Annotated in this window: 14 protein-coding genes; 6 read left to right on the forward strand and 8 right to left on the reverse strand. The window is 71.6% G+C overall.

The features are described 5' to 3' along the window. A partial coding sequence (locus tag AB0J52_RS10770) for an MFS transporter (RefSeq protein ID WP_500181359.1) occupies window positions 1–1355 on the reverse strand: 1355 nt, incomplete at its 3' end. A 98-nt stretch (window positions 1356–1453) separates the two neighbouring features. Next, entirely contained in the window at window positions 1454–2242 is a 789-nt protein-coding gene (locus AB0J52_RS10775; protein ID WP_500181360.1) for an MBL fold metallo-hydrolase, read from the reverse strand. An 87-nt stretch (window positions 2243–2329) separates the two neighbouring features. On the opposite strand from AB0J52_RS10775, the gene AB0J52_RS10780 reads away from it, so the two are divergent. Further along, entirely contained in the window at window positions 2330–2929 is a 600-nt protein-coding gene (locus AB0J52_RS10780) for a CGNR zinc finger domain-containing protein (RefSeq protein ID WP_500181361.1), read from the forward strand. Window positions 2930–3139: 210 nt separating this feature from the next. Here the strand turns inward: AB0J52_RS10780 and AB0J52_RS10785 are convergent, their stop codons facing one another. Then, complete coding sequence (locus AB0J52_RS10785; RefSeq protein WP_500181362.1) at window positions 3140–3565, reverse strand: winged helix-turn-helix transcriptional regulator; 426 nt, start codon at window positions 3563–3565, stop codon at window positions 3140–3142. 121 nt (window positions 3566–3686) lie between these two features. On the opposite strand from AB0J52_RS10785, the gene AB0J52_RS10790 reads away from it, so the two are divergent. Then, complete coding sequence (locus AB0J52_RS10790) at window positions 3687–4553, forward strand: aldo/keto reductase family oxidoreductase (RefSeq protein WP_500181363.1); 867 nt, start codon at window positions 3687–3689, stop codon at window positions 4551–4553. Between the two features lie 295 nt (window positions 4554–4848). On the opposite strand, the gene AB0J52_RS10795 is transcribed toward AB0J52_RS10790, so the two are convergent. The 4 genes from AB0J52_RS10795 to AB0J52_RS10810 all read right to left on the reverse strand — a co-directional run bounded on the left by AB0J52_RS10795 (window position 4849) and on the right by AB0J52_RS10810 (window position 7899). Beyond that, window positions 4849–5529 carry a cytochrome P450 gene (locus tag AB0J52_RS10795; protein WP_500181364.1) on the reverse strand — a complete coding sequence of 227 codons (681 nt, stop codon included), beginning with the start codon at window positions 5527–5529 and terminating at the stop codon, window positions 4849–4851. Next, window positions 5469–6023: a hypothetical protein gene (locus tag AB0J52_RS10800; protein ID WP_500181365.1), complete on the reverse strand. Its 555-nt coding sequence runs from the start codon at window positions 6021–6023 to the stop codon at window positions 5469–5471. Before AB0J52_RS10800 ends, AB0J52_RS10795 begins: the two co-directional genes overlap by 61 nt. A gap of 288 nt (window positions 6024–6311) precedes the next feature. Further along, window positions 6312–7079, reverse strand: a complete 768-nt coding sequence (locus tag AB0J52_RS10805) for an SDR family oxidoreductase (protein WP_500181366.1) — start codon at window positions 7077–7079, stop codon at window positions 6312–6314. Between the two features lie 4 nt (window positions 7080–7083). Then, window positions 7084–7899 (reverse strand): alpha/beta fold hydrolase, encoded by an 816-nt coding sequence (locus AB0J52_RS10810; protein ID WP_500181367.1) that lies wholly within the window; start codon window positions 7897–7899, stop codon window positions 7084–7086. Between the two features lie 88 nt (window positions 7900–7987). Here AB0J52_RS10810 and AB0J52_RS10815 point away from each other — a divergent pair, with 88 nt between their 5' ends. Then, window positions 7988–9334, forward strand: coding sequence for an aminotransferase-like domain-containing protein (locus tag AB0J52_RS10815; protein ID WP_500181368.1), 1347 nt, complete (start codon window positions 7988–7990; stop codon window positions 9332–9334). 404 nt (window positions 9335–9738) lie between these two features. Further along, window positions 9739–10440: a DUF8817 family protein gene (locus tag AB0J52_RS10820; RefSeq protein WP_500181369.1), complete on the forward strand. Its 702-nt coding sequence runs from the start codon at window positions 9739–9741 to the stop codon at window positions 10438–10440. 334 nt (window positions 10441–10774) lie between these two features. Here the strand turns inward: AB0J52_RS10820 and AB0J52_RS10825 are convergent, their stop codons facing one another. Further along, window positions 10775–11821: a hypothetical protein gene (locus AB0J52_RS10825; protein ID WP_500181370.1), complete on the reverse strand. Its 1047-nt coding sequence runs from the start codon at window positions 11819–11821 to the stop codon at window positions 10775–10777. Between the two features lie 334 nt (window positions 11822–12155). On the opposite strand from AB0J52_RS10825, the gene AB0J52_RS10830 reads away from it, so the two are divergent. Together AB0J52_RS10830 and AB0J52_RS10835 are read left to right on the forward strand one after the other, a co-directional pair. After that, entirely contained in the window at window positions 12156–12740 is a 585-nt protein-coding gene (locus tag AB0J52_RS10830) for a papain-like cysteine protease family protein (protein WP_500181371.1), read from the forward strand. Between the two features lie 9 nt (window positions 12741–12749). Continuing rightward, window positions 12750–12944, forward strand: a 195-nt coding sequence (locus AB0J52_RS10835; protein WP_500181372.1) for a hypothetical protein, incomplete at its 3' end; no start/stop codon positions are given.

The following is a 12944-nucleotide window of genomic DNA, read 5'->3' on the forward strand; positions in this document are numbered from 1 at the left end:
AGCGCAAGGATGCCGCCGCCGATGGCCAGGAGCGGGTAGCCGGCAGTGGCGACGACGAAGCCTGAAGCCATGCCGCCAGTGGCGCCGGCGACGGCGATGGCGACATCGACCAGGCCCTGGGTCTTGGCGCGGGTGGCCAGCGGGACGGCGTCGGTGATGATCGCGGTGCCGGTGACGATGCCGAAGTTCCAGCCCAGACCCAGCAGGGCGAGGGCCACCACGAGCGGAGCGACGGAGTCGCCGGGGGCGCTGGCGGCAACGATCCCGGCGACGAGCAGGGTCAGCCCGGAGGCGGCGGCGATCGTGAGGCGGCCATAGCGGTCGACGAGCCAGCCGGTCAGGGGAGAGGACAAGTACATCGCGCCGATGTGGACGGCGATGACGAGGCCGGAGGCGCCGGTGCCGTGGCCGTGGTCGTGCATGTGGACGGGCGTCATCGTCATGATCGCGACCATGACCACCTGGGTGAGCACCATGGCCAGCGCGCCGCCCAGCAGGCGGGGGCGGTGCCCTGCGACCGCCGGGCGTGCCCGGCCGGTGGCTTCGCCCGGCTGCGCGGACGCTGCGGCGGTGCGCTCGGCTTCCAGGGTGCCGGCCAGCAGCAACGGGTCGGGACGCAGCCAGATGACCAGGATCAGAGCGGCCATCGCGTAGGCGACGCCGGCGAGAATGAACGGCCCGGCCAGGTAGGGGATGCCGAGGATGTGGGCGAGGTCGCCGGTGGGTGCGGTGACGTTGGGGCCGACCACGCCGCCCAGGGTCGTGGCGACGAGCACGGTGGACACGGCGCTGGCGCGGTGCGCGGGGGACGCCAGATCGGCTCCGGCGTAGCGGGCTTGCAGGTTGGTGGCCGTACCGGCGCCGTACACGAACAGCGAGAGGAAGAGCAGGACGGCGTTGCCGGCGACGGCCGCGGCGATAACGCCCGCGCTGCCGACGGCACCGGCCAGATATCCGGCGGCGAGGCCGGGGCGGCGGCCGCGGGCTTGAGAGATGCGCCCGACCGCGAGGGCCGCCAGCGCGGAACCGGCGGTGCCCAGGGCGCTGGGCAGACCGGCAAGGCTGGTGGAACGGAGCATGTCCTGCGCGAGCAGGGAACCGACGGTCACTCCGGCCGCCAGTCCAGCGCCGCTGAGGACCTGAGCGGCGACCAGGACGGTCAGGATGCGACGCTGCACCGGGGTACGCGGGGCGTCCTCGGTCCGGGCGGGCACGGTATTCGTCACGAGAGTTCTTTCGATAGGCGTGAACTGCCCGGACGGCGCCACCGGCGCGGCTCCGACGGGTGCGGACGGCGGGGAAGCGACGCCAGGGGCGAGGAAATCACGGGCGGCGTCGACCGGCCGGGCGGCCACGACTCTGATCAGCCCCGCGGCCGCCGTTGTGGCAGGCCGAACCTGTGGCGGCCGCGAAAAACCGGCTGACCGGGCAGGCGAGCGCCCGGCCTGCCCGGTCAGCCCAGGTCGCCGAAGTCCAGGCGGTCGATCAGCCCAGCGGCGGTGAAGGCGGCGACCAGCTCGTCACGGCCCTCGGTGAAGTGCGCCCAACCGTTGTAGTGGACGGGAACCACCCGGCGGGCGCCGAGGATCGTGGCGGCCTCGGCGGCCTGGGCGCTGTCGAGGACGATGAGCGCGTTGTCGAAGAGGACGGTGAAGCGGGGAGCCCCGGCGAACAGGATCGCGGTGTCCACTGGGCCGAAGCGTTCGGCGATCTGCTCGACCACGTCGAGCGAGGCGTTGTCGCCGCTGACGTAGATCGTGGGCAGGCCCTCCCCGGTCAGGACGAATCCGACGACCTGGCCGGTGACCGGTTCGACCTCCTCGCGTGTGCCGGGCCCGTGGACGGCCGGCACGCCCGTCACGGTGACCGTGCCGCCGCCGGGACGGTCCAGCTCGATCGACTCCCAGTCGGCCAGTCCCTTGGCCGCCTTGCCCAGACGCTGCCCGCCCCCGGGCGTGGTGAGGGTGAGCGGAACGTCGGCGAGCAGTGCCCGGCCGGAGTCGTCGAGGTTGTCCGGGTGCTCGTCGTGAGAGAGCAGGACCACGTCGATGCGGCCGAGGTCACCCGGTGCGGCGTGGGAGGGCGCCACCTTGGTCAGCTGACCGCCCGGCACGTGGTACTCGCGGGGAGGGTCGAACGTCGGGTCGGTCAGGAACCGCAGGCCGCCGTATTCGAAAAGGGCGGTCGGGCCGCCGAAGACGCGGACACGGATCTGCTCGCTGGTGGTGCTGGCACTGGCCATCCAGAAACCTCACGGATGATAGGGGGATTATCCGTGAAGGACGGTAGCGGCTTCTCACGGACGAGCGCAACCTCTACCATGAGAGCCATGAGTGAGACCCTGACCGCCGAGTCCGCGCTGCCGCCCGCGCCGGGGGAGGGGGACTATCTCGCCCTCGACTTCGTCAACAGCGCCATCGCGCTGCCCGGAGGGCAGTTCATCGATTTCCTCGGCACCCCCACGGCGACGAATCAGTGGCTCACCGAACGCGGCCTCGCTCCGGCCGATGCCGGGGTGCAGGAGATGTGTGCGACGCAGTTGCGCTCGCTGCGTGAACACCTCAAGGCACTGTTCGCCGCCCATGTCGCCGGGCTGCCCGCTTTGCCCGCGGCTCTGTCCGCCGTCAACGACGCGCTGAGCAGGGCGCCCACGGCCGCCCTGCTGTACTGGGACGAGAAGAACGGCCCCTACCGCGCGGCCCCATGCCCCACCAACGAGATCCTCGACCACGCCCTTGCGACCCTCGCGGCCAACGCGGCCGACCTCCTGACCGGTCCCGATGCCGAGCGCCTCACCGCCTGCGGTTCCAGCCCCTGCAACCGCTACCTGCTACGCCACGGCCGCCGCCACTGGTGCTCCACCCGCTGCGGCGACCGCGCCCGCGCCGCCCGCGCCTATGCCCGCCGCACCCAGCCGAACGCAGACTGACGAACGCAGGCCGACGAACGTGCTGTGTAGCGCTCGGTGGCGGCGCACATGGGCGGCCCCGGGCGATACGCCTCCGCGCCGCTGCATCGGATCGCGGTGTTGCGACCACCTTGAGAACCCGACTTTTGGAATCCGGAGCCGGTTCTCGTTCTCCGAATCAGGCCCTGGAACCAACGAGGACGAGCCCCGTCGAGGATGGGAGGCGAGGCGTCAGGAGGCACGGGAGTCGTACGCCTCGCGGTTGGCGAGGACCTCGTCCATGTGCGCCTGCGCCCAGCCTCTGAGCCCGCGCGCCATCTGGTGGAGCGAGAGGCCGAGGTCGGTCAGCTCGTAGGAGACGGTGACCGGGACGGTCGGCTTCACGGTACGGGTGAGCAGGCCATCGCGTTCCAGTGACCGCAGCGTCTGGGTCAGCATCTTCTGGCTGACCCCGGCCAGGAGGCGGGAGAGCTCGGAGTACCGCATCGTCCTCGGAGCGTCTGCCGTGTCGGTGTGGTCGCCGCCCAGCGCACACAGGATCAGGACGACCCACTTGTCCGAGATCCGGTCGAGCAGACGCCGGCTGGGACAGGCCGCCAGGAACGCGTTGTACTCCATCTTGGCCTGCGCCCTCTGCCGGGCCGCATTCGTCGTCACCGATCGCACCTCTCACCAGCGAGTGGGTTAGGCACTCTAAGGTGCCTACTTCCCAAAAGGAAGCTTCTTCCCAACACTGATGCGGGGAAGCCACCCCGAGCGCGCGACGAAAGGCGACACGATGAGCACACCCTCCCTCCCCGGCGGCACCTGGACGCTGGGCGACCTGACGGTCACCCGGTTCGGCTACGGCGCCATGCAACTGGCCGGGCCGGGGGTCATGGGACCGCCCGCCGACCGCGAGGGCGCCCTGGCCGTCCTGCGCGAAGCGGTCGAAGCCGGTATCACCCACATCGACACCAGCGACGCCTACGGACCTCGCGTCACCAACGAGCTGATCCGCGAAGCACTGCACCCCTACCCCGAGTCGCTGCACATCGCGACCAAGGTGGGCGCGACCCGCGACGCCAGGGGCGGCTGGCCCACGGCCCGGCGCCCCGAAGATCTGCGCCGCCAGGTCCACGACAACCTCAGGTCCCTCCGGCTCGACGTCCTCGACCTGGTCAACCTCCGACTCGGCAACGCCGAGGGCCCTCAGCCCGGTTCGCTCGCGGAGGCGTTCGAGACGCTCGCCGAACTCCAGCGGCAGGGCCTGATCCGCCACCTCGGGGTCAGCAACGCCACCGAGGAGCAGATCGCCGAGGCGCAGCGCATCGCGCCGATCGTGTGCGTGCAGAACAAGTACAACCTCGCCCACCGCCACGACGACAAGCTCATCGACCGGCTCGCCGCCGACGGCGTCGCGTACGTGCCCTTCTTCCCCCTCGGCGGCTTCACCCCGCTCCAGTCCTCGGCCCTCTCGGCGGTCGCCGCCCGGGCGGAGGCGACACCGATGTCCGTCGCCCTGGCCTGGCTGCTGCAGCGATCGCCGAACATCCTTCTCATCCCCGGCACGTCCTCAACGGCCCACCTACGCGAGAACATCGCCAGCGCAGGACTCTCCCTCGCCCCCGAGGACCTGACCGAACTCGACGCCATCAGCCCCTGATCCCCAACCCAGAGCGCCCCACAGCCTCACCTGGAAACCCCCACCCAGACCGGCTCCGGTCGCCCCCGCCCAACCGAAGCCGAACCAGGACGTGTATCCCCTCAGGGGCGAGCGCCTGGGCAGAACCACGCGCAGACTAGTGCCCCGATGAGCAGGGGCGGCGGATGTTGGGGACGGCCCGCACGCCGCCGTGCGGGGTGCGGGCCGGATGGGAGCGTTTGCCGGTCTGCCTATCACCACGGGTCCCAGGCGAGGGCGGGCTTGCGCGTGGCGATGATGCGTCGGACTGCAGCGATCACGAGTGGTCACCTCCTTTCACCGTCGAGCGGGCATGAGCGCGGGGTTCCCCGGTGGGCCGGGGGCGGCGAACGCGGTGGAGAGTGAAGGGGCGGGGGCCGGCGCGGTCGGTGACCAGAGGCCGGGTGTCGCCGCCGGTGACGGTCAGGCGGGCGCCCTCGGCCAGGGCGTCCAGGGTTTCGTTGATCATGGTGTGGGCGATGGCGGCGCCCGCGCAGGTGAAGGGGCCCGCGCTGAACGGCAGCCAGGGGCCGCACTGCTCGGGGTGTTTCCAGCGTTCGGGCTGGAAGGCGTGCGGGTCGGCCCAGGCGCGCGGGTCGTGGTGGAGCAGGTAGGGGCTGACCGACAGGACGGTGCCGGCCGGGAAGGACATCCCGCCGAGTTCGACCGGGCCGGGGGCCGAACGGCCGACCATCCAGACCACCGGGCGGTGCCTGGCGGATTCACGGTTGATCCAGTCGGACGGCCACGGCCAGGCGGTCTCCGGGGGCAGGCTGGAGCAGGCTTGCAGCAGCGACCACGCCACCGCGTAGCCGACGGTGCCGATGATCGTGCCGAACAGCTGTCGGTACAGCGATCCCAGCCGGCGTTCGTCAAGGGCCTCGGGACAGGCCGCGATCACCGCGTCCAGCAGATCACGCGGCGCGGCGTCGCCGGTGTGGCGGCGCCGGTCCCGCACATGCTCGGTGGCGGCCGCCTGACGCGCGGACCGAGCAGCTCGGCGCGTGCGCGCTGCCGCACGGTCACCGGCTGGATGGCGGGGCCGCTGCCCGCGGCCCGGTCCATCAGCCAGCGCAGCCGGGGCGGGGCGTCGGGGTGCAGCAGCACGTCCCGGGCGGCCTGGTGGACCAGGACGGGCCCGGTCATCGGCCACCGGCTGGTCTGTGGAAGCGTCGCGGCGGCACGGCGGATCCGGTCGCAGTAGGTCGGCAGGTAGCCCCGCAGGATCGCGCGCACCCCGCGCCCCACCGCCACTTGCTCTGGGCAGCTGGACGGCCGGCCCCCGAAGAAGCTCGCACCCCCGCCGTGGAACATCGAATCGCGGAGCACGCTGAGTGCCAAGCCGGTGTCGCCGACACACCAGCCGCCCCACGGCAACGCGAACACCGGATCCGCGCTGCGCCGCCACAGCCCGTCCAGGACCACCAGCGGATCCCGACGGAAACGGCGCATCTGCCCGGACATCCACCACACCTCCTCCTTCCAAGGAGGCGCCTACCCATGGAAATCGGATAATTTCCCTGAGTGACTAAGGGGTGGCTGGAGCCATCACAGCATCTATCCCGGAGGTAGGGGGTCGGGGGTGGCATCCACGCCAATGACTACCCACCGCGGTCATTCATCGCACAAGGTCATTGTCCGCCTGGGGCGTCGTCGGCCTCGGCACGGAGTACTGGGAGTAGCTTCAGCGGCAGGCGGGGGCGGAGGTCGACCGGCAGGCATGCGCACTGCTTACCCGGATCAAGCCGGCGCTGGAAGATCTCGGTGTATCTGGAAAGGTGCGAAGCTCTGGGCGACGGGCATGAGCTCGATGACGTTGATGTTGACATGCGCCGGCAGCGACGCGGCCCAGGCCACGGTCTCGGCGATGTCGGTCGGGCCGAGCGGCCGCATTCCGGCATAGACGGCATGGGCCCGCTCCCGATCCCCGCCGAACCGGACGGTCGAGAACTCCGTGTCCCCGCACATGCCGGGCTCGACGCAGGTGACGCGGACGCCCGTGCCGTGCAGGTCACTGCGCAGGTTCTGGCTGAACTGATGAACGAACGCCTTGGTCGCGCCGTAGACGTTGCCGCCGGGGTAGGGGTAGGCGCCGGCGACCGAGCCCACGTTGACCACGTGTCCCCGGCCGTGTGCCACCATGCCCGGCAGGATCGCCCGGGTGCAGTACATGAGGCCCCTGCAGTTGGTGTCGAGCATCTGATCCCAGTCGTCCAGGTCGGCGTCTTGGGCGGGTTCCAGTCCCCTGGCGAGGCCGGCGTTGTTGACCAGCAGATCGATCTCGGCGAACTCGGCGGGCAGGGTGGCGATCGCGTGCTCGACCGCGGCTCTGTCCCGTACATCCAGTTGGAGCGGGTGGACGGTGTCCGGATGGTCGGCCGCGACCTTGGCGAGCAGGTCCGCTCTCCGCGCCGATGCGACGACGCGGGCGCCGTCGGCCGCGAGGCGGCGGGTGATGGCGGCGCCGAAGCCGGTGCTGGCGCCGGTGACGAAGGCGGTCATGGTCATGGACTCACTGCTCTCCGGGGATCGAGTCGAGGAACGTGCTCAGCGCCTCGTTGAATTCGGCCGGCGCTTCGAGGTTGGGCATGTGCGCGGCGCCTTCGACGACGACGAGTGTGGAGTCCGGGATGAGCCGGTGCATGAGCCGGGCGTCGCCGAGCGGCGTGAACTCGTCCTCGTCGCCGACGACGATGAGCGTGGGCACGCGGACGCGCGACAGCGACGCGACGTAGTCGGGACGCTCGGCGCGGCCGCGCAGCGCGGCGGCGGCTCCCTCGGAGGATGTTCCCCGCATCATGCTGAGGACGTGCTCGGCCACGGCGGGGAACCGCCGGATGTTGGCGGGCGCCACCATCTTGGCCAGCACTTCCTCCGCGTAGCCGCCCATGCCCTCCTTGAGCAGCCGTTCGGCCATCGCGTTGCGGGCCCGCCTGCCTTCTTCTGTCTCCGCCTGCGGGGCGGTGTCGGCGAGCACGAGTCCGCGGAGCCGGTCTGGGAACAGGCGGTGGAACTCCATGACGATCTGTCCGCCCATGGACAGGCCGCCGAGGACGATCTGTTCGACGCCGAGGTGGTCGAGAAGGCCGGCAATGTCTTGGGCGAAGGTCTGAAGCGGCGTTTTGCCCCGCACCACGGTGCTCCGGCCGTAGCCGCGCAGATCCGAGACGATCACCCGGCGCCCTTGGCGGCCGACGTGCTGGACCTGGGGTGACCACATCGAGCGGTCGAAGGGGTGGCCGTGGACGAGCACCAGCGGCGGCCCGGTGCCCCCGGGGTTGTGGTCGTCATAGGCGATGGCGATCTGCCCCTTGATGAAAGTCCCCACCGTGCGCGCCTCCTGGTCGGATCGGCTTGACGGCTCGAGGCTATTGGAAGCAATATGTCGGTGCAATAGAAGAATTGCACTCGGAGCAATGTTGGGCGGGGATGGGATGGACGACTACCGGCGGATCGCGGACGCGATCGCGGCACAGATCGTCTCCGGTCGGCTCCGGCCCGGGGACCGGCTACCGCCGCAGCGGCAGTTCGCCCGCAAGCACGGCATCGCCGGTTCCACGGCGGCGCGGGTGTACGGCGAGCTGATCCGGCGCGGTCTCGCGGTCGGCGAGGTGGGACGCGGCACGTTCATCCGCGCCGCCGCGCCGTCGAGCGAGCCCGCCCTCGCCGAGCCGGCCCGAGCAGGGGTGGACCTGGAGCTGAACTTCTCCTTGCCCCCGGAGCAGCCCGCGCTCCTGGCGGAGAGCCTGGGCGGAATGCTGCGCCCTGACGTGCTGGCCGGTGCGCTCACCCCCATGGGCGCGGCGGGCACACGGGCCGTACGGGAGGCGGCGGCCGCGATGCTGTCCCGTCCAGGCTGGAGCCCCGATCCCGGCCGGCTGCTCGTCGCGGGCAACGGACGGCAGGCGATCGCCGCCACGCTCGCCGCCCTGGTCCCGGCCGGTGACCGCGTCGGCGTCGAAGAGCTGACCTACCCCCTGGTCAAGGGCATCGCCGCCCGCCTCGGCATCACGCTGGTCCCACTCACCATGGACGAGGACGGGGTGCGCCCGGAAGCCATCCGATCGGCCGGGCCGCTGCGTGCCGTCTACCTCCAGCCAACGCTGCATAATCCGCTCGGCGTCACCATGCCCGAACAGCGGCGCTCCGAGATCGCCGCCGTTCTCCGCGATCTCGGGATCTACGCGGTCGAGGACGGCATCTACGCGTTCCTCCGCGACGATCCACCGCCGCTGGCCGCGTTCGCGCCGGAACATGTCATCGTCGCCGACAGCATGTCGAAGCGAGTGGCCCCGGGGCTGACCGTCGGTTTCGCGGTGACCCCGGAGGCGATCGGCGACCGGGTCGCTTCGGCGCTACGCTCGGGCGGCTGGACCGCTCAGCGCTTCGCGGTCGAGGCCGCAACGCGATGGATCACCGACGGCACGGTCGCGACCCTCCAAGAGATCAAACGCCGCGACGCGGCGGCACGCCAACGGCTCGTCCGCGAGCACCTCGGCGAGTTCGCCGTCGAGGCTGATCCGCAGGCCTTCCACTGCTGGTGGCGGCTGCCCGACCCATGGCGGGCCGACACCTTCGTCGCGGCCGCCGCCCGTCGTGGCATCGCCGTCACTCCCGGCGCGGCCTTCACCGTCGTCGTGGCCCACGCGCCCAACGCCGTCCGGCTCGCCCTGTCGGCACCACCGCTCGGCACCCTCGCCACGGCACTGGCGACCCTCGCCGCGCTGGCCAGGACCGGCCCCGAGGACACCGGGGTCGAGTAGGAGCCAACTCGCCAGAAGCACAGACCACGCTCATCGCACGCCCCGCCGCCGGGCCCGGCGAGCGATCGAGTTGATCACCATCCGGGTGCCGGACGTACGTGCTGTCGGCGGCCAGGAGCGAGGCGAAGGCGGCCACCGGCACGGCGGCGGCCAGGGGGATCGGGCAGCCGGTGTTGCGCAGGCCACGTGCGACGGCTTCGGTGTTGCCACCGGTGGCGCGCCGCCGTCGGTCGGCCAGGCGTGGTGTGGTCAGTAGTGCCGGCGTGGGCCAGAACAGGACCCGGTGATGGGGTGGGGCGCTGGAACGATCCATGTGCGAGCGTCGCCGAAGGGTGCGAGCATCGCCGGGCGATCGGGAGGTGGACGGCTTGGATGAGCCGACGGTTCGGCCGAATGAGACGACGATGCCGCTGATGCCCTGCGTGTCGGTGGAGGAGACCCTCGCGTTCTATGAGGCGCTGGGGTTCAAAGTGGCCTACAAGCAGAGCAAGCCCTACGTGTACATGGCACTGCAGTGGAGCGGGTTCGAGTTGCGTTTCGGCCCGGCGCCCAAGGACCTCGACCCGGCTCGGGAGGAGTCCGGAATCTGTCTGGTCATGGTCGACGCCGTGGCGCCCTACCACGCGGCGTTCGTCGCGGCGATGCGCCGGACGTACGGGAAGATACTGGGATCGGGCCTTCCGCGGATCACCCGCTACCGCCCCGGCGCGTCCCGGTTCACGGTGATCGACCCGTCCGGGAACTCGATCATCTTCGTCCAGCGCGACGAGCCCGACGAGTTGGAGTACGGCGGGTCGACGAAGCTGGCGGGGCTCGCCAAGGCGCTCGACAATGCTCGGATCCTGCGCGAGTTCAAGCAGGACGACCTCCAGGCGTTCCGCGCGCTGAAGTCCGCGGTCCGCAGGCACGGCGCGAACGCCTCGACGGCCGACCGGGCCGTCGCACTGTGCCACCTCATCGATCTGGCCGGAATTCTCGGCGAGCCCACTGACGCCTGGCTCACCGAGCTGCGCGCTCTGGAGCTCACTGACGAAGACAGGCAGCGCATCGAGACAGAAGCCGGACACCTCACCGGGCTTCGCGATTGGCTTCCCGACATTCGGTGAGGAAGCGGCAGAACGGCGGTAAGGGACCCTGGCAGTTCCACACTGTCGACCGCTTCAGATCCCAGACCGTCGGCGGACGCCCGGACCAGCGCCGGAACCCGCGCGCTTGGAAGCAGGCGAACCAGGCGCTCTGCCCGAGACACGCTGCGCGGGCTCGGCGGCAGCCACCGCCACTCGCGGCGGGACGTGCCGGTCGCGATCGAGACCGGTCACGGCCTGACCGTCGCGGCGCTGCGGCGGGCGGGGCAGCCGTTGGTCGTGGTCAACCCGACGGTGGCGGCGGCGGCCTACCTCCGGGACATGGCCTCCTGGCGCGGACGGCCGGGCGGGACGCTCAGTCCCATTCCCAGCGGAGGCCGTGCACGCCCGGCCGCAGGTCCTCGGCCACCAGGTGGACCGACCCGTGCGCGTTCGGCACCACCTCGGCGACGTCCAGCTCGGGAGCTCCCACCGAGCGGCGCGCGAACCGGTGGCAGCGGACCGGCAGCGCCGCCGCGTCGAACGCCACCTGCAGCACGTACTGGCCGGTCGGGAACCGGAACCCCCGCTCGTAGCTGTCGCACTGCCGCCCGCTGCCGTCGGCGACCTCGTAGCGCAGCAGGTACGTCTCGTCCGGGAGCAGCACCGAGTCGAACATCAGCTCGGCCACGACCAGCAGCGCCGCGGGATGCCTGCGGACGCGCCCGACCCGGCAGCCGTCCAGCGCCCTGACCTCCACCTTCGCCACGTCGCAGCCGGGGTCGCCGCGGTACACGGTGACGCAGCGGTCCACCCGCTCCTCGCCGGGCCGCGCGCGGACGGTCTGGAACAGCTCGCGGCGGCGGCCGTCCCGGTCCGTGCCGACCTCCAGCCGCTCGTACAGGTGGACGGTCTCCAGCCCGCGCCCGGTGAGCGGCCCGCCGAAGTCGGCGAGGACGGCCTCCAGCACCGGCCCCTGCGGCAGGACCTCGCGGTAGGCGACCGAGCCGCGCGGCAGGCCCGCGCCGCGTCCGCGCGGGCGCGGCGGGCCGAGCAGCGCCGTCAGCGACCGGTCGGGCAGCGCCAGCACCTCCTCCAGCGCCCGGACGGCCCGCAGCGACTCGGGCCGCTCGGGCCGCCTGCGTCCGCGCTGCCAGTAGCTGAGCGTCGTGACGCCGATGTCCACGCCCTGCCGGGCCAGGTGATGGCGGACGCGGTGCAGCGACAGCCCGCGCTCGGCGATCGCCGTCCGCAGCGCCTCGTGGAACGGTCCTTCGCGCAGCGCGTCAAGGAGCCTCCCGGCCTCGTCCGGCAGGGGCGGCCCGACCGTCCCGGCGGACGAGGCCGGCTCGCCCGGTCCGTCGGCGGCCGCGTCGGCGAGCGGGTCGGTGGGCCGGTCGCGCTCGGTCAGCCGGTTGTGCATGGTCGGCACCTCCCGTGGCGGGGTCAGGGGTCCGAACGGCGTTCACCGTGAACTTTCACAGCGCGCCCGTCACCTGACTCTTCGCGTCCCCTCTATCCGGCGTTTCACCGCATTTCAGGCATCGTTCACGGCTGTTCACACCCGGATCCGGTCCGCGCGCGGCTCGCGAGCGTTCACGTTCGGCACGCCGCCGCCGCGCGCGGCCCTTGTCCGGGATGCCCGGGACTTCCGATCATCGAGACGCGTGGGCGCCGCCGGACGCGGCGGATCTCCGGCCCACGCGCGGAGCGCCCCGATCCCGTCCCACCAGCAGGCTCAGTCAGGAGCACCCACGATGCACCTCCGCAGACCCCTGCGCGGCCTCGCCGGCCTCGCGGCGGCGGGCGCGGCCCTCGCGGCCACGACGGCGGTCCTGTCCCCCGTCCCCGCCCTGGCGGCAACGAAGAACATCCTCGACATCACCATGCAGGCGCAGCAGAACTCGAACTGGTGCTGGGCCGCGTCGGGCAACACCGTCGCGTCCTACTTCGGCAAGAACTACAGCCAGAACCAGTTCTGCAACCTGGCGTTCGACCGGGCGATCAACTCGTCCTGCGGCAACTGGCAGGCGACGCTCGCCGACGACCAGGAGGCGTTCCGGCAGATCGGGATCTCGCCCGGCACCTACGTCTCGGCGTACCTGTACTACTCGTCGATCATCCGCGAGGTGGACGCCGGACGTCCCGTCATGGCCCGCATCCAGTGGAGCTCCGGCGGCGGCCACATGGAGGTCCTGTACGGCTACGACCAGAGCAACAGCTGGGTCTACTGGGGCAACCCCTGGGGTTCCAGCCCCCGCTACAACTGGGCGAGCTACGACTACTACGTCGCCAACAGCTCGTTCAGCTGGACCCACTCCCTCGACCGGATCAACGAGTAGGGAAGCGCCATGACCCCCATCCGCATCACGGCCGGGGCCCTGGCCCTCGGCGCGGCCGCCCTGCTGGGCACCGCCACGGCGGCCTCCGCCACCCCGTCCCCTGCCGCTCCGTCCCCGGCCGACCTGGCCGCCGCGCAGCGCGCCGCCACCGACCAGCTTCCGCAGATCGGACGCTTCTTCGCCGCGCGCGGGCAGGGCCGCCAG

It is taken from the genome of Spirillospora sp. NPDC049652 (genome assembly GCF_040675125.1).
Classification (GTDB): domain Bacteria; phylum Actinomycetota; class Actinomycetes; order Streptosporangiales; family Streptosporangiaceae; genus Spirillospora.